General features: G+C 44.4%; 15 protein-coding genes. 8 read left to right on the forward strand and 7 right to left on the reverse strand.

Annotation, left to right across the window (positions count from 1 at the left end; all coding sequences use genetic code 11):
• Positions 1 to 2: 2 nt before the first annotated feature.
• Positions 3 to 251, reverse strand: coding sequence for a hypothetical protein (locus QUA38_RS01740; protein ID WP_333158665.1), 249 nt, complete (start codon positions 249 to 251; stop codon positions 3 to 5).
• Between the two features lie 304 nt (positions 252 to 555).
• Between QUA38_RS01740 and QUA38_RS01745 the strand changes: the two genes are divergently transcribed.
• From QUA38_RS01745 to QUA38_RS01765, 5 genes are all read left to right on the forward strand, one after another.
• Complete coding sequence (locus QUA38_RS01745) at positions 556 to 792, forward strand: Calvin cycle protein CP12 (protein WP_190662788.1); 237 nt, start codon at positions 556 to 558, stop codon at positions 790 to 792.
• Between the two features lie 402 nt (positions 793 to 1,194).
• Positions 1,195 to 1,815: a DUF3177 family protein gene (locus QUA38_RS01750; RefSeq protein ID WP_333158667.1), complete on the forward strand. Its 621-nt coding sequence runs from the start codon at positions 1,195 to 1,197 to the stop codon at positions 1,813 to 1,815.
• A 268-nt stretch (positions 1,816 to 2,083) separates the two neighbouring features.
• Positions 2,084 to 3,538: a hypothetical protein gene (locus QUA38_RS01755; RefSeq protein ID WP_333158669.1), complete on the forward strand. Its 1,455-nt coding sequence runs from the start codon at positions 2,084 to 2,086 to the stop codon at positions 3,536 to 3,538.
• Positions 3,539 to 4,053: 515 nt separating this feature from the next.
• Positions 4,054 to 4,335 carry a peptidoglycan-binding domain-containing protein gene (locus tag QUA38_RS01760; RefSeq protein WP_333158671.1) on the forward strand — a complete coding sequence of 94 codons (282 nt, stop codon included), beginning with the start codon at positions 4,054 to 4,056 and terminating at the stop codon, positions 4,333 to 4,335.
• Positions 4,336 to 4,555: 220 nt separating this feature from the next.
• Positions 4,556 to 4,828 (forward strand): peptidoglycan-binding domain-containing protein, encoded by a 273-nt coding sequence (locus QUA38_RS01765; RefSeq protein ID WP_333158672.1) that lies wholly within the window; start codon positions 4,556 to 4,558, stop codon positions 4,826 to 4,828.
• Between the two features lie 48 nt (positions 4,829 to 4,876).
• Here the strand turns inward: QUA38_RS01765 and QUA38_RS01770 are convergent, their stop codons facing one another.
• Positions 4,877 to 5,311: a hypothetical protein gene (locus tag QUA38_RS01770; RefSeq protein WP_333158674.1), complete on the reverse strand. Its 435-nt coding sequence runs from the start codon at positions 5,309 to 5,311 to the stop codon at positions 4,877 to 4,879.
• An 88-nt stretch (positions 5,312 to 5,399) separates the two neighbouring features.
• On the opposite strand from QUA38_RS01770, the gene QUA38_RS01775 reads away from it, so the two are divergent.
• Positions 5,400 to 6,470: an IS630 family transposase gene (locus tag QUA38_RS01775; protein WP_333158676.1), complete on the forward strand. Its 1,071-nt coding sequence runs from the start codon at positions 5,400 to 5,402 to the stop codon at positions 6,468 to 6,470.
• Here the strand turns inward: QUA38_RS01775 and QUA38_RS01780 are convergent.
• Together QUA38_RS01780 and QUA38_RS01785 are read right to left on the reverse strand one after the other, a co-directional pair.
• Entirely contained in the window at positions 6,467 to 9,451 is a 2,985-nt protein-coding gene (locus QUA38_RS01780) for an ATP-binding protein (RefSeq protein WP_333158677.1), read from the reverse strand. The two genes, QUA38_RS01775 and QUA38_RS01780, sit on opposite strands and share 4 nt — an antisense overlap.
• 286 nt (positions 9,452 to 9,737) lie before the next feature.
• The gene (locus tag QUA38_RS01785; RefSeq protein WP_333158679.1) at positions 9,738 to 10,043 is read right to left on the reverse strand and encodes a hypothetical protein; all 306 of its coding nucleotides are present in this window, start codon (positions 10,041 to 10,043) and stop codon (positions 9,738 to 9,740) included.
• Positions 10,044 to 10,452: 409 nt separating this feature from the next.
• On the opposite strand from QUA38_RS01785, the gene QUA38_RS01790 reads away from it, so the two are divergent.
• On the forward strand, positions 10,453 to 10,752 hold the full coding sequence (locus QUA38_RS01790; protein WP_333158681.1) for a DUF7734 family protein: 300 nt from the start codon (positions 10,453 to 10,455) through the stop codon (positions 10,750 to 10,752).
• 91 nt (positions 10,753 to 10,843) lie between these two features.
• Here QUA38_RS01790 and atpC read toward each other — a convergent pair whose 3' ends face one another.
• From atpC to QUA38_RS01805, 3 genes are all read right to left on the reverse strand, one after another.
• Positions 10,844 to 11,251 (reverse strand): ATP synthase F1 subunit epsilon, encoded by a 408-nt coding sequence (gene atpC, locus QUA38_RS01795; protein ID WP_333158683.1) that lies wholly within the window; start codon positions 11,249 to 11,251, stop codon positions 10,844 to 10,846.
• Positions 11,252 to 11,434: 183 nt separating this feature from the next.
• Entirely contained in the window at positions 11,435 to 12,892 is a 1,458-nt protein-coding gene (atpD, locus tag QUA38_RS01800) for a F0F1 ATP synthase subunit beta (RefSeq protein ID WP_333143861.1), read from the reverse strand.
• A 138-nt stretch (positions 12,893 to 13,030) separates the two neighbouring features.
• Positions 13,031 to 13,831, reverse strand: a complete 801-nt coding sequence (locus QUA38_RS01805; protein ID WP_333158686.1) for a PEP-CTERM sorting domain-containing protein — start codon at positions 13,829 to 13,831, stop codon at positions 13,031 to 13,033.
• A gap of 911 nt (positions 13,832 to 14,742) precedes the next feature.
• Here QUA38_RS01805 and QUA38_RS01810 point away from each other — a divergent pair.
• Positions 14,743 to 24,165 (forward strand): CHAT domain-containing protein, encoded by a 9,423-nt coding sequence (locus QUA38_RS01810; RefSeq protein WP_333158688.1) that lies wholly within the window; start codon positions 14,743 to 14,745, stop codon positions 24,163 to 24,165.
• The last annotated feature ends 203 nt before the right edge of the window (positions 24,166 to 24,368 follow it).

The raw sequence follows: 24,368 nt of genomic DNA on the forward strand, positions 1-24,368 counted from the left end.
GCTCAATACAGTTTGACACACCAACCTCGTGTAATGTTTTCATCAAAAGTAAGGTCAGCTCGACCTACATTGATGCCTGTGGACTCTTCCCCCGCCGACGGGGTAGAGTAAAGCAGGAAGTAGAGACGGCTGCTGCGATCGCACTTATGGATGGTTTGTCTCTGGGCTGCTGCAACAGCAGCGCATCTCAAGCTATTATTAGCTGGGGTCGCCAGACCGGAACAGCAAATCCAACCCAAACTAACATCCAAAAAGAAAACCTTTCTTACTTAATAAGGTCAACGACCCAGGTCTAAAGACACGCTCGCTTCGAGCCTAAGACTTAAACCACAGTTGACCCGCCTAAGACTTTAGAAGTCTAGGTTTTTTGAGTTATGACACCAAGTGGCTGCTTAGCTAGTCCCTTGCTCTGTCGTTAACGGTTAAACATCTTTATTTGGGTTAAGGACGTGCCGTTAGCCGAACAAGCTCACTAAACAAAGGCGCGTGCTAACATTACCTAGAAATAGGTCGGGGACAACCATATTCTCCTACACTTTCCTACCAACAAGTTTTATGACAACAACACCCGCAGGCAACATCCAAGAAAAAATTGAAGAAGAACTAGAAAGCGCTCGTACCGTCTGTGACCTCAAGGGCGCCACTTCCGGGGAATGCGCGGCGGCGTGGGACGCAGTTGAAGAACTGCAAGCAGAAGCTTCCCACCAAAAGCAAGTCAAACCTAAGAATTCTTTTGAAAAATTTTGCGACGACAATCCTGACGCTGCTGAGTGCCGCATCTACGAGGAATAAACGAGCCATTTAGCTCTAAGCCTTGCCTCCCGCGCCGAAATCTAACTTTTGGCGCGGGAGAATTTTATTTGAGGGGTTGAGCCTTGAAATATTGGCGAGATTTGGCCTCTATCCCAATGCTTCAGATCTGCCAGCTTCTCTCCACTCCCCGAACCAAGGGAGACAATAATTTGCTCTGGCGTCCCCCCTTGGTTCGGGGGATGGGAAGGCGAGATTCGAGGAATAAACAGTTTTAATCCCAGCATATTGCCGTCTATCGTGTCTCAAGTACGTTTTAAAGCGCGCCAAGCACCTTAGAAAAGGTAGTAGTAACTAAAACATTAAGACCGTGTTCTGGTTGCTGATTTTTTAGCATTTTTGTAGTAAAATTTGTGACAAATAAGTGAGTATATTTTCCCAAAGATGTTGAGTCTTTTATTGGCAGCCACCGGGCCTTGGTTTCAACCGCTAGTCTGGATGGATTATCGGTTGTCTGTGTTATTAACAATTTCGATCCCGCTGGTAGTGCTGATTTGGGCTGTTGTGGCAAAATCTGAGGCGATCGTCCGTTTGTCGATTATTTATTGGCGGGTGGCGAGTTTGCTGGCAATTACACTTTACCTGATGATGGCTGCCCTGCCTGTGAGCTTTGTATCGTCGGTGATTGGGAGGGCCTTAATTCCTGCTAGTCTGTGGTTTTGGGAGGATTTAAACGAAGAAATTGCCGATCGACCGCAGTCGCCCTTGAAACTGGCTTTTACAGCTTGGCGGTGGGCGATTACTGTTTACAGCGGTTTGGGCGCTCTTGCTCAACTTCCCTTCTTAAGCTGTGCTTTTAAATCGCAAATTCAGGTAATTGACGAACCTTTTTGCCGCATTTGGTTAGACCCACCTTGGTTCTACAAACAAATGTTTCACCCTACGGCAACCCCTCAGTTTTTGGGATTGTTGGGTCTAATAGGTTTAGTAATCTATGTAATTTACTTGTCATACTTTGTGCTAATTAGACTAGGAAAACAGGGGAGGTCAGCTACCGGAAATTAAGTGTAGTTTAAGTTAGTATTTCCATCCTAAATTGCAGCTAAAGTATTCCAAAAAAGGCTCATAAATCTCAAATAAAAATAGCCGGGGCGCATCTAGGACAAAATCAAACTAACAGCAGGGTGGCTGACGTGACCCCCCAAAAACGGATACAAGCCGTGGACTCCAGTCGTGGAGATCTAAAAATTTTAGACTAAGGTTCCAGCTTCCAGATTCATCTGTCGAGAAAATCTAAAATCTAAAATCTAAAATCTGAAATCGACTGACAGCAATGTTATGGGGAAAGACTGTGATGGATAGCAAACAAGCCTACTTACAGTGCTTAGAAAGGCTGATTTGGGCGCTCGATCGCCTGGAAGCAAAAGTCGAACCCAGTGAACTCGCTCGGATTGCCGAACTGATTGTTCAGCCGATGGTGGGGCCCTGGCGGTTTTTTCACACTCCCGAACATATTTTTGAGGTGGGGGGAGATGAAGACGCGATCGAGGTTTTGGCAGCTTTATTTCACGATACCGTCTACGTGCAAGTCGATCGCAGCATTAACTTTAACGTCAGCTACTACATCACTCCTGTTGCAAAAGAGGTTAACAAACAACTACAAATTCGGGATCAATCGGAGCTGCCGGCGGATGCTATCTTCGAGATGGTAATGCTGGTATTCAATTTTGTACCGGGCGAAGTCCTGAATCCTTTCGCCGGACAAAACGAATTTCTCAGCGCTGTGGTAGCAGCAAAAGCTCTAGAACCATTTCTCAAACGCGAGCAATTGCTTCAAGTTGCAGGCTGCATTGAAGCAACCATTCCGTTTCGCGCAGCCGAGTCCGGAGTAACAGTAAGCCAGCGCCTTTATAACCGTTTGCAAGCAATAAATAGCCTATTTAACCTCAGTTTGACTGATGAGGAAATGCGGGAAACGGTCAAAAAAGCTGTGCGAATTTCTAACCGGGATGTGATGAGTTTTGCTCACCATAGTTCAGCCCATTTTTTGGCAAATACCTGGAATTTACTGCCGGAAACCAATCACAATCTCATCTGCTGCGGTTTTTACACGATTCGCGACTACCGAGTTGCTTTGGTCAAGATGGAAGGTTTTCTGAATTATCTCAAGCCAGAAATAATTTTCCGACAGTTTGAGGGATATCCAGACGATCGCACATATCAGCGCTGGGAAACTACTGCTAAGTACAATCTCGAAATTGCGAAGCTTTATTTGGGGTGTAAACTACCTGCTCTCGCTCTGCTAGAAGCTCTATCTTCGGATTTGGGGATTGAGGTGTCTCTGGCGATGATGATGGGAGGAATTCCGGAGCAGGCTCCTAACTGCGTGCGCCTAGAAAGCTTTTTTCCAGAAATAGACAAACCTTATCAACCTAAAATTGGTTTAGAAACGGAAGTATTGAATTTATTAGAAAATGGGCGGGCTAAAAGCACTTCTAATACCGATTTGGAGAGTTCGCCCCTGACAACATTTGTGGTGAAAATTGTTGGCTTTGACGAAATGCGCTATCAGTGCGATCGAGCTAAGGAATTTTTTGGAGAAAATCTAAACGCCGACGACTTTATTTCCGACTTTAACCCTATAGTTACAGAAATTGTCATTGATTCAATTCTCAAGTTGTTTGACAGCCGGAAATCTACTATTTACCGATACTATGATATCACTTCTCAGTTAAAGTCGCAACCCCAGAGAAATTTTCCCAATCGCCCTTTTCGCTCACATGGTTAACTAGCTTTAAATACAGTATTTTTGCCTCCTCTATATAAAAAACTATTACTCAGCTTGTATAAGAGTGCAGCGATTACACCGTGACAGGATTGATTGCCTCGCTTTCTCTACGTCAATCTGCCTATCCATCCCGACACCAACAGCCGTACAGGTAAGTGGGTATACGGGATTAAATCGCATAATGTAACACTATGTAAACAGATTTAAGTCAGCCAGTAGAGAGCCTTTGGAGACTTTGCCCTCGTTTACATAGGGGCGTTTTTTGGCGACGACTTACTTATAGTGTGGGGCTGCTGGCAAAGATGCTAAAAGTTGATAAAAAATGGAAATTTGCTGCTGTTTGCCTTTGACAATTACTTTGTACAAGACGGATTGGATAGCGGGCTGTCACTCATCTGAGCTACCCCAGATAAGCGTCACTATAAAAAGCGACTGTTAAAGCACTTCCCCCCACAGCTACAACTGGGGAATAGCAAGTTCAAACGGCTTGCAAACCACTAATCCCCAATCAAACCATGCAAACCACAAATTCAATTTACGCTCAATTGCCTCTTTGCTCTTCACTGCCCACACTGAAACGAAATAATAGCACCACTGCCAATCAAAACGTGCGCTATCTCCAACAATCCTTAGTTAAAAACGGATATCCCGTCGCAACTGATGGATTCTTCGGCCCAAAAACTGAACAAGCAGTCATCAAATTTCAAAAGGAAAATAAGATTGGTGTTGATGGCATTGTCGGCCCTCAAACTTGGAGTCTATTAGGCGCTTGTTATACAGGTGAACCCGGATGTTAAATCCAAGTTAACTAATCCTAGGCGCACGGGTAGCAAGAAACTGGTTTTTTTCACAGCAATACTTCCTTTACGCCCCCAGAAACGCTAAAAAATCTGGTGGTTGAGCGAAGCCGCAACCTCGTTTATGCCCGTCAAAAGCGCATCCAGGACTATTAATTAACATCTTTTCCCGCTGTCCTGCTTTTAAACAACTTGCAAACAACTAATGGAGACTCAAACTATGCAAACCACAAATGCAATTCACATGGAATTACCTTCCTGCCGTTATTTTCCCATACTCAAACGCAACGATGGCGTCACGCAAAATGAGGACGTTCGCTACCTCCAGCGACTCTTGAACGCCAACGGATTTTCCGTAACTACTGATGGAGGATTCGGTGCGAAAACCGAACAAGCAGTCATCAATTTTCAAAAGCAACAAAAAATCGTTGCGGATGGCATTGTCGGCCCAAAAAGTTGGAATAAATTAGGAGTTTGTACAACTATATTTTAAAGTTGGTGCAAGCATCTTTTAAAGAGATTAGGGCGTGCAGTGCGCGCCCTATTTCTCCGTCGTAGTTTCCACCCCGCACCACCCCTCCGGGGCTCCGTACATTCGATACTTGCGAGCTCGTTTGAAATACAGCATTGCTACCCGATCGTCCGGATTGATTTGTAAAATATTCTGAAACACTTTTTGGGCGGCAACAAATTTTTGGTCGTAGTAAAAATTGAGAGCTTCTTGAAAAACCTCCGCCGTTTGCTGCTTAAGTAAAATGCTCTGCTCTGTTTCTGTCTCGTAAATTTCAAACACCGACACAGCATTTGTCTTTCCTTTCACCATTACTCGATCGACAAATCTGTACTTATATTTTTCTGGATCGTCTAGGCGATCGATAATTGCACCGCTAACTATAATGCCCGCGCCGTAAACCTTAGTCAATCCTTCCAAACGAGACGCGAGATTCACCGCATCAGCAATCACCGTACTTTCCATCCGTTCTCGCTCGCCAATATAGCAATCCTAAATCATTATCAATACTATGCTACAATTATATGCAATACTTGATTGTGACCATAAAAAAATGAATAACTTACAAGTGCAAGAAAAAGATATGGAAAAAGAAATAGCCCAATTAGAAGATTTCATTAAAAGCGATATCGATGCAAGAGAACTAAAACGAGCAATAGCTGTAAGGATGGCGCTTTCAGGTAATATTTACCATGAAATCAGCAAAATATTAGGTGTAAGTAAATTTTTTATTGGTTATTGGAAAAAACAATTTAAAACCGAAGGCATCGCTGGAATCAAACTAGGACATAAAGGGTCAAAAGGGTATTTAACAGCTCGACAAAATACTGAAGTAATCGAGTGGTTAAAGAATAAAGAATATTGGGATTTAGATGAGTTGGTTACTTATTTAGCTCAAGAGTTTGGTGTGATGTATAAATCAAAACAGAGTTACTATGAACTTTTCGACCGGGCGAAAATAAGTTGGAAAAAAACTCAAAAAGCTAATCCTAAATTTGATAAAAAACTGGTAAAAAAAAAGACGGAAGAGATTAACAATATTTTATTTAAAAACAAGGCTAGTATTGAGTCTGGGGAAATAATAGTATTGTTTTTAGATGAATGTCATCTACTTCATGGTGATCTAACTGGTAATGTTTGGGGTCAATCAAAAATCAGAATTGAAGTCCCAATTACCAATGAAAAAGATAGACAAACTTATTTTGGCGCCCTCAATTATCAAAGCAAAGAATTCCATATTCAGAGCCATCCATCTGGTGATGGAGAATCCACAGTTAAATTCATAAAATACTTACAAAATAAATATGAAAATCGCAAGATTATCTTGATTTGGGATGGAGCTAGTTATCATAAATATGGAGAATTTAGAGACTTTTTATTAGAAATAAATGGTGACAAAGAACCTGAGAATTGGTCAATTACTTGTATTTTATTCGCTCCCAATGCTCCCCAACAGAATCCCGTTGAAGATATTTGGCTACAAGCTAAAAACTTTTTAAGAAAGTATTGGTATTTATGTAGATCTTTTAAGATTGTCAAGTTTTTGTTTGAGTTTTTTACTAACGAACATAAATTTGATTTCCCCAAAATACGTCAATATACTTACACAGAGAAAATCATTTAGGATTGATCTAGATAGAGAAAATCATTTAGGATTGCTATAGTACCCAACATCAAATTGCCCGCGTGTAAACCGACGCCGATCGCGATCGGAAACAAGCCATTTTTTTCTCGCTGCTGGTTGTAGCTATTCACTTCTTTTTGCATATCAATTGCTGCTCGTACACCATCATCAGGAGATGTAGGAAAAAGTGCCATGACTGCATCCCCAATGTATTTGTCAATAAAACCATTATTTTTCCTGATAGCCGGGCTAACTCTGCCTAAGTAAGTATTAATAAATGCAAAATTTTCAGGCGGTGTCATCTGTTCTGAAAGCGCCGTAAACGAGCGAATATCAGCAAACAGCACTGTCATATCTCTTTCCTGATTTTCGCCTAGTTTCACTTCAATAATACTCGGCTTTTCCAGCAAGTTTAGAAAATCGTGCGGCACAAACCTGCCGTAGGCTGCATTCAGTTTTGCTAGGCAAATTTGCGTGTTAATTCTCGCCAACAATTCCTTTTTTATAAAAGGTTTCGTTACATAATCATTTGCTTCTAAGTTAAAAGCTTCTACCAAATCAGTAGTTTGATTTTTGGCGGTCAGCATCAGAATCGGCATTTCTAAAGGCGAGTATTTTCTGCGAACTTCTCGACAGACTTCATAACCAGTCATTTGCGGCATCATTACATCGAGTAAAATTAAGTCCGGCTTAAATCCTGATTCTATCAGATTTAAAGCTTCTAAGCCGTTGCTCGCTTGAGTAATCTCGTAGTTTTCTATAGAAAGACTGTTAATGATCACCTGAATATTAATTGGTTCATCATCGACTACTAAAACTTTTATTTTTTCACTTTCTAGGAAGCCGCTATTCTCTGATACAGGAGAACTTATTAGAGAGGATTGGCGGGCTAATTCAGGAGTGATAAAAATGGGAGATGCCTCGCTTAAAGACGACTGCCTGCTGCTAAAATCCGGCTGACTCTCAGATACGGGCAAAGTAAAGATGAATTGGGAACCGACGCCTACAGTTGAAGATACCCAAATTTTACCTCCGTGTAATTCCACTAATTGCTGGGCAACCGTTAACCCTAAACCAGTGCCACCATATTCTCTAGCCGTGGAACCGTCAGCTTGTTCAAAGGATTCAAAAATTCGCTCTAATTTATCTTCGGGGATGCCAATACCCGTGTCGGATACAGTAATGGCTAATTGGGAATTAGGCGATGATTGTGCGTTGCCCGTTACCAATTCTGCTGAAATTTCAACTCGGCCGCTTTCGGTAAATTTAATCGCATTGCCGATTAAGTTGTAAAGTATTTGCTGCAACCTATTCTCGTCGGCTGCTATTGGCGGCAATTCAGGAGCAACTGAGTTAATCAATTGCAAGTTTTTTTTTCCTACTAATGGCTGAGACAAAGTGACAATTACAGAGACTATTTCTCGAAGACCGACGGACTTAATTTGCAGTTCTATAGTTTTGTGTTTGAGCTGAGAAAAATCTAAAATATCGTTAATTAAAGAAGATAACCTTTTTCCCGATGATGTAATCAAAGCTAAGTTAAAATTTGTGGATTCTGGCAGTTGTCCGGTAGCACCGTCTATTAAAGATTCTGCAATCCCAATAATGCCGTTGAGGGGAGTGCGGAGTTCGTGGGAAGTATTGGCTAAGAATTCATCTTTCAGTTTGTCGAGTCGCTGCAATTCGGTATTTTTAGTTTCTAAGGCAGTAAAAGATGCTTGGAGTTGTGCTGCCATGCTGTTAAAAGCCGCGGCAAGTACGCCCAACTCATCGGAGCGATCGAGCTTTACAGTTTGGTCAAATTGTCCTTCAGACAAAGCTATGGCTGCATTTTTTAATTTTATAAGAGGTTGGATAATCCAGCGAGAAGTGAGAATTCCTAACACAGTTGCCATGCCCAACGCTGCCAGACATAGCAAAACTGTAGTTCGGTTGCCGGTATGAATTTGTTCCATAAAGTCGGCTTCCGGAACAACGACAACAATCAGCAAATCTAAACCTTTGCCGTCTTGGAAGGGCAGGACTTTTAAAAATTGCTGCTTCCCGTTTATCTCAAAATTGATTTGCTGGGATTTGGTAATTTGGTGCAAGTTTTGAAAGTGACTTGCTAAATATTTAGCTGTTGTTTGCGTTACGGTATCGCTGCTTTCTGTCACTTTAAACAGTTCTTTTTTACCGTTTTGCGTGCGGAAAGGTTTTTCGGGTGTGGAAGTTGCCAGCAGCGTGCCGTTTCTTTCGATAATAAAAGTTTGACCGGATTTACCTATTTTGAGGCTGGTTAAAAATTGACCGATACTGTCGAGACGCAAAGCAGCAATTAATACTCCTTCTAGCTGTTTCTGGCTGTTGTAAACTGGTTGCAGCGCGCTGAGAATCAATGTGGGTTCTAGCAAGGATACATACACTGAACTCCAAGTTGGTTTGGCTTCTAGAGCCGCATAGCTGTAGGAAGGGTGCTGTCGGATGTCGAAGTTTTTGACGTAGGCTGCTACTGTCGTGCGATCGCCCCTATCATTAGTATTGTAAGAATAAAAATCAAAACCTCTAGATTGACCTGATGCGTTAATCAATAAAGTGCCGTTAGACATCTTTTCGCCTGTGCGATATTCTCCATCTTGATTAGCGATCGACGTAAAATTGATATAAGGATATAATTGCACTTGTCGCCACAGATACTTTTCCCAAGCTGACAAGTCTTTCATGTTCACAAAACCCAGTTTCACTGCATCCAGCTTGCTTTGATTGATTTGGTGCGGAGTTTGCAAATAAGTTCTCAAATTTTGCTCAATGCGATTGCTCACCTCGCCCATCAACTGATCCGCAAGGTCATTCACTGCTCTTTGAGAGTTCCTAAATGATAAGTATCCTACAATACCGACCGCTGCAAATACTTGCAAGACAAACGGAACTATGAGTACGGTTTGCAGCGTTGCTTTTCTTGAAAGTTTTGCCACTAAGTGCTTGAGAGAAAGAGTGGACATAACATTAGTCTAGGTTGAACAACCCAGGGAATACTTGGAGCGAAGACTTACCGCAGGTAAGTATTATAAACCATTTTGTACTTAAACACAACTTACGCAAGGAAGACGTGATATCGTTTCTACAATCCTCAATCTTATACCAAATTATTAAACGTCAAAGCGAACTGTAGGGACACGGCATTCCCGTGTCCTATTCCCCGCGCCGGACAAGACATTAACCTGCCCCTACCGATGCTCACATACAATATATCTGTATCACTACTTTTCATAATAAAGGTTATTTGTACTAATTTTCATCCAAAGCTTCTATCCCCGAACATCCTTCAGGCACTCCATACATTCCATTCTTTAGAGAGCGCTGATAGTAAATTGCTGCTAACTTATCTTGAGGATTTCTTTCGCAAATCTTACTGAATAATTTTTGCAATCCAATAAAATTTTGCTCGAGATAAAGCTCCCGACCTTTTTGAAACTCAGCAGCAGTTTCCTGTTTTAATTCAATGCTTTGTTCTGTTTCTGCATCATAAATTTCAAACACCGACGCGGCAGATTTTTTCCCTTTTACTGTGGCTCGATCGACAAATCGGCACATATATTTTTCTGGCTCGCCCAAAGGCTCTAAAATAGAGTCAATAACTATAATTACCGCCCCGTAAACAGTAGTTATTTATTAGCTTTGAATTGCCACTTACCAGAGCTAATCTCAAGCAAAAAACTAGCATAAATAGCAGCGTACATCCCCAAAAAAAACGCCATTTAATAATATTTTTACTGACAAGGATAATTGAAACGTAGTGTTTCTGTGCCTCATAAAATCTCGGACAAGTACGTTTGGGCGGATGAAAATATTGCGGATGTTTTTTACAGGATTTATATTCTGTCCGCTTACTTCCTGCTGTTAAAAAAGGTAGAATTAAAAATAAGATTTTAGCGGGCTGTCCCTGAAATTAGCCGCAAAATTAAGCTATATTATAGCAGATTTCAGGAAAGAGAGATTTGCTATGGCTGACTCTATTGCTCGTCGCTTGGAACAATACACGGTAAAACGATCGCACGAAGTTTTGATCGTCAAAGCCCAAATTGACGGCGAATTCGATGAAATTGCTATTTTTAAAGGCTTTTCTAGTTCCCTGACGCGATCGACCGCTTTCGATCCAGAAGTTCCTGTTTTGCCGGAGGAAGCAAAAATTGTCAGTGTCGATCGCCTGGAGAGCCCCTACAATCCAAATAACCCCCGCTATCTTCAGCAGGGGTTATCTTGGCAAACAATGCAATCTCTATTGTCCGAGGCGGGAGTTTAGCGAAACATTAGGGACACAACGCGAGAAAAACAGTAGGGACACAACATTGTTGTGTCCCTACTACAAAAGCACTATGTCGTTACCCTTAGCGCTAGAGCGTGCCGCCGGCAGCTTGGAAACGAGCTCTCGCGCGTTTGATTGCTTGCTTAGCTTGAATTTGCTCTTGCAAAGTGCCGCTAGTAGCCTTGTCCAAACGAGCTTCTGCTTCGGTGTAAGCAGTACGAGCAGCTTCTTTATCAATGGTTTCGCCTTTTTCAGCGCCGTTGACAAGAATAGTAACTTTGTTTTCTTGGATTTCTGCAAAGCCGCCCATCAGAGCAATAGACACCCATTCCTTGCCAGGACGGACGCGCATCACTCCGGTATCCAAAGCTGTCAACATCGGAGCGTGACCGCTCAAGATACCCAATTGGCCTGTGGTGCTCGGCAGAATTACTTCTTCAGCATTAGAATCCCAAACAGTTTTGTCTGGGGCCACTACGCGCACAGTTAATGTCATAAATTGTTAGTTGTCGGTTGTCAGTTGTCAGTTGTCAGTTGTCAGTTGTCGGTTGTCAGTTGTCAGTTGTCAGTTGTCAGTTGTCAGTTGTCAGTTGTTACCAATAACCAATAACTAATAACAAATAACTAATAACTACTGACTCATGACTCATGACTACTGACTACTGACTCATGACTAAAATTACTTGGCGTCAGCTTTCATTTTTTCAGCTTTGGCGATCGCCTCGTTGATATCGCCCACCAAATAGAAAGCTTGTTCCGGTAATTCGTCAAGTTCGCCAGCCAAAATCATCTGGAAGCCCTTAATGGTGTCTGCCAGCTTGACGTACTTGCCAGGGGAACCGGTGAACACTTCTGCTACAAAGAACGGTTGAGACAAGAACCGTTCAATTTTGCGAGCGCGAGAAACTGTCAAGCGGTCATCTTCCGACAGCTCGTCCAAACCCAAAATTGCAATAATGTCTTGCAATTCTTTGTAGCGTTGCAGAGTTGACTGCACCTGACGAGCAACACCATAGTGCTCTTCGCCGACAACGCTAACTTGCAACATCGTAGACGTAGAATCCAGCGGGTCAACAGCCGGATAAATCCCCTTCGCAGCCAAGCCGCGAGACAACACAGTTGTAGCGTCCAAGTGAGCAAAAGTCGTAGCCGGTGCGGGGTCAGTCAAGTCATCCGCAGGTACATACACAGCTTGAACTGAAGTAATCGAACCTTCGGTAGTCGAAGTAATCCGTTCTTGCAAGTCGCCCATATCTGTACCGAGAGTCGGCTGATATCCCACAGCCGAAGGCATCCGACCCAACAGAGCCGATACCTCAGAACCCGCTTGCACAAACCGGAAGATATTGTCAATGAACAGCAGCACGTCTTGCTTGCTGACATCACGGAAGTATTCGGCCATCGCCAGAGCCGACAGGCCCACGCGCATCCGAGCACCAGGCGGCTCGTTCATTTGACCGTAAACCAGAGCAATTTTTGACTTGCTGCGGTCTTCTTCGTTAATAACCCCAGACTCGATCATTTCTTTGTAGAGGTCATTACCTTCGCGGGTGCGCTCGCCCACACCACCGAACACGGACACGCCGCCGTGAGCCTTGGCGATGTTGTTCACGAGTTCCATCATAATCACGGTTTTGCCGACGCCTGCGCCGCCGAACAAACCGATTTTGCCACCGCGACGGTAGGGGGCCAGCAGGTCAATCACCTTGATCCCAGTTTCAAACACCGAAGGCTTGGTTTCAAGTTCGGTGAAAGCCGGCGGGTTGCGGTGGATGGGCATACTTTCGGAAGTATTGACCGGGCCGAGGTTGTCTACGGGTTGGCCGATGACATTAAAAATCCGGCCGAGAGTTGGGATTCCGACGGGAACTTGGATCGATTCCCCGGTATCTACTACTTCCATGCCGCGCACCAAGCCGTCGGTGGTACTCATGGAAACTGCACGCACTTGGCTGTCTCCGAGCAGTTGTTGAACTTCGCAGGTAACGGCAATGTCTTGACCTGCTTCGTTTTTGCCGGAAATCGTGAGAGCGTTATAGATTTGGGGCAGTTTGCCGCCTGGGAATTTTACGTCTACAACCGGCCCAATGATTTGGGTGATGTAGCCTACGTTCGTTTTTGTTGCGGTGGATACCATGAATAGTGCCTTTGTTAGGATGCTATTTTTCCCGTTATGGAAAAAGTCTTAACATTTAGAAATGCTATTTCTCAGAGTACCACTGAACAGACGCACTATTTAGATTTGTATGGGGCTGGTTAATAGTCATTTTTATGGTTACTGCCCTCGCTTTTTTTTCCTGCGAGCTGCAGCCAAAGCTCCGATCCCCAGTATAGTCCCGAACACTGTGAGAGGTTCGGGGACAGATTCCGGGACTAACTCAGCCGACACGGTGAAGTCTTTGAAGTCAAGCTCGGTTCCTGGTTGGGCATCGTCGAAGGAGATTTTTGTGCCATTAGCCAGTTCGGCCATTATGAGCGATGAAAATTGCTCTGGGCCTTTACCGCCGTTGACGTTGGCAAATGAGTCGCTGGAGTTGTAGTCGAGCATAAAGTCACCAAACACAGCAAGCTGACATCCCGCTACCAGACATTCCTCTCTGCGGAACTGGGTGCCGGCGGCCCACCATTGGGGGCTGTTCATGAAGGTACTCGAGGAGACGTATTGCTCGAAAGGCTTGCCAGTACCTGTGTCGCTCCACAGTAGCAGGGCATAAATTTGATCCTGCAAAAATGTGAAGCTTTGGGTGATGGAGCCGTTGTCCGAGGTGACTGCGTTGCCGAAGGTTGCTTCCCAGTTGTTGGCAGAGCCGTTATCTGAGGGTTGAGTCTCGTAAAACAGTCGGGCGATGTTGGTGTAGCCATTGTTTCCTGACTCAGCTTGGGCCACCCACAAGCTTGACTGGTAAGGGCTGCGAGAGTTGTTAAATCTAAAGTTGATCTTTGTATCTTGATCGAACTGGATGCCGCCAGTGCCAAACATGAAAGCTCGGACGGGCGTGCAGATGCTGAGCAACATTGTGGTTGCCAAGCTGACGACTGTAAAAGATGTTTTTTTGACTAGCGTTAAGGTAGTCATAACCCTGATTCCTCCAGTATTGTTAGGTAGTAAGGCACAAAATGCACAAAATGCCATGTTCCCGTGACGCGAATCGACGATCGCGACCCTGCTATATTTAGGACGATCGTCAAACCTAAAGAAGACGCTCCACACCAGTGAGTCTACATACATATCTCACTTAAGGGTGTTTTGGAGTAAATGAGTGCTTCTTCTAAGAGTTTTCACTGACACCAGATTGGCACAGTTTAATCTGTCAGAGCAAGATTTTCATCCTGCCTAGACTTCCAACCTACTACATTTACTTCGTTTCGGTAACGGTCTAAAGTTGAGTGCAAGACTTACAATTATTGGCTTTCATCAAAAATACATAAAAATTTTACTCAACCTTTATAAAGTTTTGGTAAAGTTCATCCATAAAATATAAAGTTTTTGAGAGAAAGTGTGCGGTTCGGTTCGTTGTTCCTGAAAGCGGGCTGCAAGCTGCTCGGCCTATGCAGAAAGAAGCGGCGGCGACCGCGATTAGGGATTTGATCGAGTTTTTTGCGACTCTAAGCAAGCTGTATAACCGGCGATCGGTACTTACGTAGTATTGACTAAAATTCCAATTTTTTTTAAACCCCTAACCCTCGCATTCCGCGCCATATTTTCCCCCACAGTCCCGGACGCATAAACCATGTTTTTTAATATAATTGCGTGAGGGAAGCAGTGAAAGTCGAAACAATAAACCAAGTTTCATTGGCCGAGCCTGACTTGTAGAAAAAAAATGTTTCTACGTAAATCCTAGTAATTAAACACATACATTTCCTTGTCCATCCTAATTATTCGGCAACCCAAAATAGGTGGCTCCTATTGACATGAGTAATTTTTATGAGTAAAAATAGGATAAATAAATAAATACAATCGCACTTTAAGCAGAATCTTTAAACACAATGACAGCCAACAGACTACATTTGCTCGGATGGTTATTCATTGTTAGCTGGCTGAGTGCAGCGACGGGATCTGCCAACGCGCAACCCATCGCCCCGGCACCAGATGGCACTAACACAGTTGTTACTCCCAACGGCAACCGCTACGACATTTCCGGGGGGGCTTTCAGCGGAGATGGGGCTAATCTTTTTCACAGTTTTACTCAGTTTGGCCTTAGCGAGGCTCAAACGGCTAACTTTCTGACAAATCCCAATATTCAAAATATTTTGGGAAGGATTACTGGAGGTAATCCTTCTTTAATAAATGGCTTAATTCAAGTTACGGGTGGCAATTCTAATTTATTTTTGATGAATCCGGCCGGCATGATTTTCGGACCGAATGCGAATCTGAACGTGCCGGGATCTTTTAATGCTACTACAGCGACAGGGATTGGTTTTGGGAACAATCAGTGGTTTAGTGCGATCGGCAATAACAATTGGGCAACTTTAATCGGGACACCGAATAGTTTTGCGTTTACAAATTTTCCAGGGGGAAGCATTGTTAATGCAGGCAATCTGACGGTGACACCCGGTCAAAGTTTAAGTTTGATCGGCGGTACGGTTGTCAATACGGGTCAGCTAACTGCGCCTAACGGCAATGTTCTCATCAGCGCCGTACCTGGTAACAATTTGGTACGCATTAGTCAAGCTGGAAATTTATTGAGCTTGGATATTCAGCCGACAGCAAATCAAAGTTCGCTGCCGAATAATTGGACGCAGCTAGTGTTATCTTTGCCGGAGTTACTGACTGGAAAAGGTGTGGCACAGGCAACCGGTTTGACGGTAAATCCCAATGGTGAAGTTGTGTTAACGGGGAATGTTTCTGTGCCGGGAACTGCGGGAACTGCGATCGCATCTGGCAGTCTCAATGTCTCTGGCAACACTGGCGGTACTGTAAATATTTTAGGCGACAAAGTAGGAGTTATTGCGGGCAATATCGATGCTTCTGGGATTAACGGCGGCGGCAATGTACTGATTGGCGGAGATTATCAGGGTTTGGGGACAGTGCCCAATGCTTCGCGGACTTTTGTCAGCGGCGACTCGACGATTAATGCTGATGCTATTAGTAATGGGAATGGCGGGCGAGTTATAGTTTGGGCGGATGAAACTACTCGCTTTAATGGGAATATTACGGCCAGAGGTGGCTTATTTTCTGGGAATGGCGGCTTTGCGGAAGTGTCGGGAAAGCAATCGCTGGATTTTCAAGGATTAGTTGATTTGCGATCGCCGAGTGGCATTGCAGGGACGCTATTGCTAGATCCTACAGACATCACTATCAGTGCCGCCGCTGATGCCGGTGGCACTTTCACACTCGGAACATTTGCTCCGGCTGGCCCCACTTCTACGATTAATAACGGAACGCTGCAAACGCAACTGGGAGCAAGCAATGTTACGATTTCTACTGCATCGGGTTCTACCAGTGCAGGAGACATTACAGTTAATGCTCCCGTTTTCTGGAATAATAGCAACTCGCTGACACTGCAAGCGAATAACAATATTACTGTTAATCAGCAGATTAGTAATGGTGGAAATGGGGCGATCGCCCTGAATGCCAATAATCAAATATTTGTCAATCAATCCATTAACGTCCAAGGTGGAAATATTACTCTGACAGCCAATGGTGATATTAACCTCAGTATTGGTCTGAGCTCCTATTCCAGTTCAGGGAATAATGGGGGAGCGATCAGCGTCACCACTTTTGGCGGTAACATTAGCAGTCCTAATGTCTACACGAGTTCCTTTTCCACTGGTGTCGGTACAGGAGGAAACATCACCTTCACCACTTTTGGAGGTGACATTACTATTGGAAGTCTGGCTTCTGATTCCGTTTCAGGAAATGGAGGTGCGATCACCATTTCAACTGCTGGTGGTAACATTACTACTCAAAATTTGTTTGCCTATGCTCAGGGTACAGGTACCGCAGGCAACATCAACCTCAGTGTTAGCGGAGGAACAGGTTCTATTAGTACCTTGGCTGGCAATCTCAATTCCAGTTCCACTTTAGGAAATGGGGGACAGATCGTCCTCTCAACTGCTGGCGGTAACATTTTCACTAGAAATTTGTATTCCAATTCCAATGGTACAGGTATAGGAGGAAATATTACCCTTTCTGTTACTGGAGGAAATGGTTCTATTAACACGAGTTTTTTGGCTAGTTCTCTGGATGCCTCTTCCTTATCAGGAAATGGGGGAGCGATCGCACTCTCCACTGCTGGGGGTAACATTACTACTGCTAATCTAACTTCCTCTTCATCAGGTGTAGGTACGGGAGGTAACATCACCCTCACTGCCGGAGGAACAGGCGCGATCAACACTACTCCTGGAAATTTGAATGCCACTTCAGCTTCAGGAAATGGAGGAGCGATCGCCATTTCAACTGCCAATGGTAACATTACCACTGGCTCTATGGATTCCACTTCATCAAGTGCAGGGACTACGGGAGGAAACATTACCCTCACTGTTTCTGGAGGAAATGGTGCCATCGACACCTCTACAGGCATTCTCACCTCAAGTGGGGGAGCGATCGCCCTCTCCACTGCTGGTGGTAACATTACCACTAGCAATTTGGATTCTTCTTCCTCCAACTTAGGGATTGCGGGGGGAAATATCACCCTTAAAGTTACCGCAGGAAATGGTGTCATCAACACCTCTGCTGGCCCTCTCGATTCTTTTACCACTACAGCCGCTCCAGGAAAAGGGGGATCGATCGCCCTTTCAACGACTGGCGGTAACATTACCACTAGCAATTTGAATTCCTTTTCAGCAGGTATAAATACGGGAGGAAGCATTACCCTCACGGTTTCTGGAGGAAATGGTGACATCAACACCACTGCTGGCTCTCTAGGGGCTACTGGAAACAGTGGGGGAGCGATCACTCTCTCAACGACTGGCGGTAACATTACCACTGGCAAAGTGAATTCTTTAGCAACAGGTTTTGGTGCTGCAGGTACGGGAGGGAATATCAGCCTCACTACCGGAGGAACAGGCGCGATTGATACCACTGCTGGCTTTCTGGATTCCTTCTCCAACAATTCAGGAAATGGAGGAGTGATCGCCCTCTCAACTGCTGGTGGTAACATTACTACTGGTAATCTAGATTCCTCTTCATCAGGTGCAGGTACGGGAGGGAATATCAGCCTCACTGTTACCGGAGGAACAGGGGCGATTGACACCACTGGCAAATTTGTGAATTCCTATTCTCAGTCAGGAAATGGAGGAGCAATTTCCTTAACTGCTCCAAATGGGATTACTACAGGTGTGATCGATTCCCGTACAAGTTCAACTTCTAGCAGCAGTAATGCAGGAACAATTACTTTTAATCCGGGTACGAGCAATATTACCCTTAGTGGTGATATTTATGCCTCTGCTCAAACTGGAAGTGGTAGCAATATCAGTTTCCCAACAAACGTCATCCTCACTCAACCCAATACCACCATCAACACTTCAGGAACCGCGAGCGGTGGTAATATTACCTTTAATCAAAAGCTTGAGGCTACAACAGCAGGCGCTCAAAATCTCACTTTAAATGCGGGTGTAGGAAATCTCACCTTTACTGGTGCAATTGGTAATGCCACAGGGTTAGGAAATCTCACCGCCAATAGTACAGGTACAACTACCTTTAATACCGTTAATGCAGCCAGCGTCACCACCAATGCAGGTGGCACAACTCAACTCAATGGCAATGTCACTACAACCGGCAGTCAAACTTATGGAGATGCTGTCACAATTGCCACTAATCCGATTATTTCAGCCAGCGGCGTTACTTTCAATAATACTGTTGATGCCAATAACATTGGCAGCGACTTGACTGTAAATGCGGGTGCTGGTAATGTTACATTCAATAGTGCACTTGGCAATACCAAGGCATTAGGAAATATTACCGCTAACTCTACAGGAACAACCGCATTTAATCAAACAGTCAATGCCGCGAGTTTGACTACAGATGCTGGGGGCACAACTGAACTAAAAGGCAATGTCGCTACAACCGGCAGTCAAACTTATGGAGATGCTGTCACAATTGCCACTAATCCGATTATTTCAGGCAGCGGCGTTACTTTCAATAATACTGTTGATGCCAATAACATTGGCAGCGACTTGACTGTAAATGTGGGTGCTGGCAATGTTACATTCAATGGTACACTTGGCAATACCAAGGCATTAGGAAATATTACCGCTAATTCTACAGGAACAACCGCATTTAATCAAACAGTCAATGCCGCGAGTTTGACTACAGATGCTGGGGGTACAACTCAACTCAAGGGAAATGTCACTACAACTGGCGCTCAAACTTATGGAGATGCAGTTACAATTGCCAACAATCCCATTCTCTCCGGCAGCGACATTACTTTCAATAATACTGTAGACGGCACCAGCGATTTGACGGCGAAGGCGGTTAGCGGTAATCTTACATTTAATGGTGCAGTTGGTGCTGCAAGTGCGATCGGCAATTTAACAGCTAACTCTACAGGAACAACCGCATTTAATCAAACAGTTAATGCCACGAGTTTGACTACAGATTCTGGTGGCACAACTCAACTAAATGGCAATGTGACAACCACCGGCCCTCAAACCTACGGAGATGCAGTTACAATTGCCAATAATCCGATTATCGCAGGCAGCGACCTTACTTTTAATAATACTGTAGACGGCACCAGCGATTTGACGGCGAAGGCGGTTAGCGGTAATCTTACATTCAATGGTGCAGTTGGTGCTGCAAGTGCGATCGGCAATTTAACAGCTAATTCTACAGGAACAACCGCATTTAATCAAACAGTCAATGCCGCAAGTTTGACTACAGATGCTGGGGGCACAACTCAAGTGAATGGAACTGTCACTACCACCGGCATTCAAACTTATGGAGATGCTGTCACAATTGCCAACAATCCGATTCTTTCAGGTGACAGCATTACTTTCAATAATACTGTAGACGGCACCAGCGATTTGACGGCGAATGGGGTTAGCGGTAATGTTACCTTCAATGGTGAAGTTGGGAGTTTAAGTGCGATCGGCAATTTAACAGCTAACTCTACAGGAACAACCGCATTTAATCAAACAGTCAATGCCGCGAGTTTGACTACAGATGCTGGCGGCACAACTCAACTCAAGGGCAATGTCACTACAATCGGCAGTCAAAGCTACGGAGATGCAGTTACAATTGCTAACAATCCGATTATTTCAGGTGACAGCATTACTTTCAATAATACTGTAGACGGTACCAGCGATTTGACGGTGAAGACGGCTAGCGGTAATCTTACCTTCAAAAGTGCGATCGGCGAAACAACTCCTCTCACTAATTTAACTGCCAACAGCAAGATATCTTTAGGTGGCAATGTCACTACAACCGGCAGTCAAACTTATGCAGATGCTGTCACTGTTGCCAAAAACTCGATTCTTTCAGGCAGCGACATTACTTTCAACAATACAGTTAACGTAGCTGGTAATCTGGGTATTGCGGCTGATAATGTCAATCTAAAAGGAACTGTAACAACCACCAATGACGGCACGCTCACAATCACCAATAAGGTAAATCTCAATATTGAGAATAACCTGAATTTAGATGGTGCATTTATTCAAAGTGGCGGTGGAACTGTTGCGGTTAACGGAAATATTGCCACAACTAATGATAACATTAGTTTTAGCGATACGGTGACATTAAAAGCTCCTGTAAATTTTACACTCGGAGATGCAACTATTGCTTTCGGTTCGAGTTTATCGGCAGGTCCTAGCCCGCTGACTTTAACTGCAGGTGAAATTGATTTTTCTGGGAATGTTTCGGGTACTAGCGCGCTAACGCTGCAACCCGCAACAGCCGGACAAAATATTGTTGTTGGCGGAATTGATAACAATACTAGCGCTTTAGATTTGACTGCCTCAGAACTTAATTTGATTCAAAATGGATTTAGCTCGATCGCCATCGGGCGATCGGATAGCAGCGCCAATATTAGTATTCCCTATAATCTCACATTTTTAGACCCAGTAAATATTCAAACGGGAACTGGTTCGATCGCACTTGATGGAACTATCACCGCACTTGACAACAGCAGTGTTGCTCTCCAAGGTTCAAGCATTAATTTGAACTATGGCATCAATACAACTAACAATATAGATTTGACTGGCAACGTTCAACTAGGAAACCAGATCGATCTCAAAAGCAGCGTTGGTAGTATTAATATAAAAGGTGCGATCGACGGCAATCATCTGTTGGGCTTAGATGCCGCGAATGGTAATGTCCTGCTGCAAGGAAATATCGGCGAAACAACGCCATTGTCTGTTTTGAATGTTGCGGCAGCAAATGCGGAATTTATCGGAAATGTTAAAAGCAATTCTGGTTTTAACGTTACGGCTTTAAATACTAAATTAGGCGGAAATGTTACGACGAATAACGGCAACATTAATATTAGCAATACTTTGGTTTTGACAAAGGATGCGGTATTTAGTACCGCAGGGGGAAATATTGCTTTGGGGGCGATCGACAGTGACAGCATTAATGCCCGCAACTTAACTCTAGCCTCCGGTAGTGGCAGCATCACTTTCAACGGTTCGGTGGGCGCCACCAGCAAGTTAGGAAATGTTGCGATCGACAATGCTGGCAATGTGACAGGAAACTCGACAATTAACGCGCAACAATTGACAGCACCAAACACGGAAAAAGTTAACTTATCGGGAGATGTCACCGCAGGCAAAGTCGATATTACTGCCAAGGGCGATATAAGTGTTAAAAATATTACTACTAATGGCGGCGAAATTCTCTTTACAAGCGGTAACAATTTCACCGCAGGCAATTTGAATACATCGGGCAACAGTGGCGGAAACATAGCGGTTAAGGCGATAACTTCAATTACGGCCGCACAAATTAACTCTAGCGCTATAGTCGGAAATGCCGGCAATGTATTCTTAGATCCGATCGGCGATATTCAAGTAGAGTTTATCAATGCCCAAGGCGGCACTGGTGGCACCGGTGGCGATGTCACAGCAATAACAGGCAATTTTTTCCGCGCTACGGGTGCTTTTTCCACACCACTTTCGCCGACGGGATTTGCTAGCATTTCTACTGCAGGCGGCACAGGTGACGGAAATATCGCAATTACACACGCTGGGGGAGATGGAGGGACGCCGATTCAACCGTTTGTGGTGGGGGATGCTGCTAGCAACGGTACGGCGGGTGCAATTACAACGGGACAATCTAGCATTACATCGCAGTCGTTTCCGCGTTCTAGTAGTGTTGGTAATATTGCATTTTCGACTGATGACGCGATCGACCCGATGCCAATAATTCCGCCAACAATTCCGCCAACAATTCCGCCAACAATTCCGCCAACAATTCCGCCAACAACGGAAACTGTTCCGCCCACCGTTCCGCCAACTGTTCTGCCAACCGTTCCACAAACAATTCCGCCGACAATTCCCCTGACAATTCCGCCAACAATTCCGCAAACCGTTCCGCAAACCGTTCCGCAAACAATTCCGCAAACCGTTCCGCAAACAATTCCGCAAACCGTTCCACAAACAATTCCGCCAACAATTCCCCTGACAACGGAAACCCTTCCGCCAACAATTCCCCTGACAACGGAAACCGTTCCACAAACAATTCCGCCAACAATTCCCCTGACAACGGAAACCGTTCCACAAACAATTCCCCCGACAATTCCCCGGACAACCGGAACAAACCAGCAGGTAACGGAAGCAATTCAGCAGGAAAATCAGCAAGTAACGGTCATCAATCAGCCGAGAATTCAGCAGGAAAATCAGCAAACGGTCATCAATCAGCCGAGGATTCAGCAGGAAAATCAGCAAACGGTCATCAATCAGCCGAGGATTCAGCAGGAAAATCAGCAGGTAACGTCAGCCCTAGAATCTGTACAAGAGTCCTTAAACCCGATCGCACCCGTCCCCACACCAGCAACACCAGCATCGCCCGCAGCCACAGCAAAACCGGCACGGCAACCATCAACCCTAGATGCAGGAGACTTGCAACGCCGTGGCAAAAATTCATCGCTAGACAAGCCCGGTAGTGTAGCCGATCGAATTTTAACCATTGATCGCACTATCACCAGTAAATTACCCAGCGATTTAGTACCACCCTCACCAGCATCCAAACAAGGATCAATAGTCAACCCTACTGCTAATTTAGTTCTGGGATATCTTCCGTCTCCCGATCGACTTTTTGAAGTCAACGACATACAGAATATAGTCTGGGGAATTGAAGAAATGAGGAATCAAGAATTTGGAGAATACTTGGGGGTAAAACCCAACCTGCCAGAGGAAAATGTCTTGATTTCGACCTTCCAACAAACTTTAAAAAATATTGAACAGCAAATCGGCAAGCGGTCTGGTATTATCTACATAGTCTCGCGAGAAGATCGACTGGAACTAATTTTAGTTCCTCCCGTCGGGCGACCGATTCACTACAGCGTTACAGAAGCCAATAGAGCAGCTTTATTCCCCACAGTCCAGGAGTTTCGCAATGAAATCACGAATCCCGCAAAACGCACTACTACCACTTATCTAGCCACCGCCCAGCAATTATATAAATGGGCGATCGCACCCCTAGAAACAGACTTACAAAACTTAGGAATTCAGACTTTGTTACTATCAGTCGATCCGGGGTTGCGGAGCCTGCCCTTTGCCGCTTTGCACGACGGTAAAGGCTTCTTGATTGAAAAATACAATTTTAGCCTAATTCCGAGTTTTAGTTCGACTAATACCGATTATAGAGCAATTAGAGACGCCACAGTGCTACCAATGGGACGGTCTGAATTTGTCGATCAGAACCCCTTGCCCAGTGTGCCGATCGAATTGCAGGCGATTTCGGCTCAGTGGCAGAGCCCATCTTTCCTCAATTCCACATTCACTTTAGATAATCTCAACTCAGCACACGCCAAGGGAGGATTTCGGATCGTTCACCTAGCAACTCACGCTGAATTCCAGCCGGGAAAACCAAGCAATTCCTACATTCAACTATGGAATTCCAAATTGCCGATTGATCGTATGGAGAGTTTAAATTGGCGCAATCCGCAGGTAGACTTATTAGTATTAAGTGCTTGTAGAACTGCTTTGGGCGATCGGGAAGCCGAGTTAGGTTTTGGAGGTTTAGCAGTCAAATCCGGCGCAAAATCTGCTTTAGGGAGTTTGTGGTATGTTGACGATGGAGGCACTTTGGGGTTGATGAGCGAATTTTACCACCAGTTGCGAGGAGCCACAACTAAGGCAGAAACTCTGCAACTTGCTCAACAGGCGATGATTGCTCGTAAAGTTCGGCTCGCAAACGGGCAGTTAGTTACAACAGCGGGCAACTTGAATTTACCGACTAACCTACAACAAGAAAACCAAGATTTTTCTCATCCTTACTACTGGAGCAGTTTCACTCTAATTGGAAGTCCTTGGTAAGCTGCCATACTTTAGTTCGTGTTGGGTAAAATTAATCATTCTAGGTTGAAATGAGGACTAAAGTCCTAGCGAGTTTTATGAGGACTAAAGTCCTCAATACGAAGAGGTTTTATGATGGGTTATTACGGGCAATTAATTAAATTTTAGATTTTAAATACAACCCCACAGATGAATCTGGGGGCTTGAACTAACGTCCAAACTTT

Origin of the sequence: Microcoleus sp. Pol12B4, from assembly GCF_036701385.1 — a bacterium.
In the GTDB taxonomy this organism is placed as follows: domain Bacteria; phylum Cyanobacteriota; class Cyanobacteriia; order Cyanobacteriales; family Microcoleaceae; genus Microcoleus.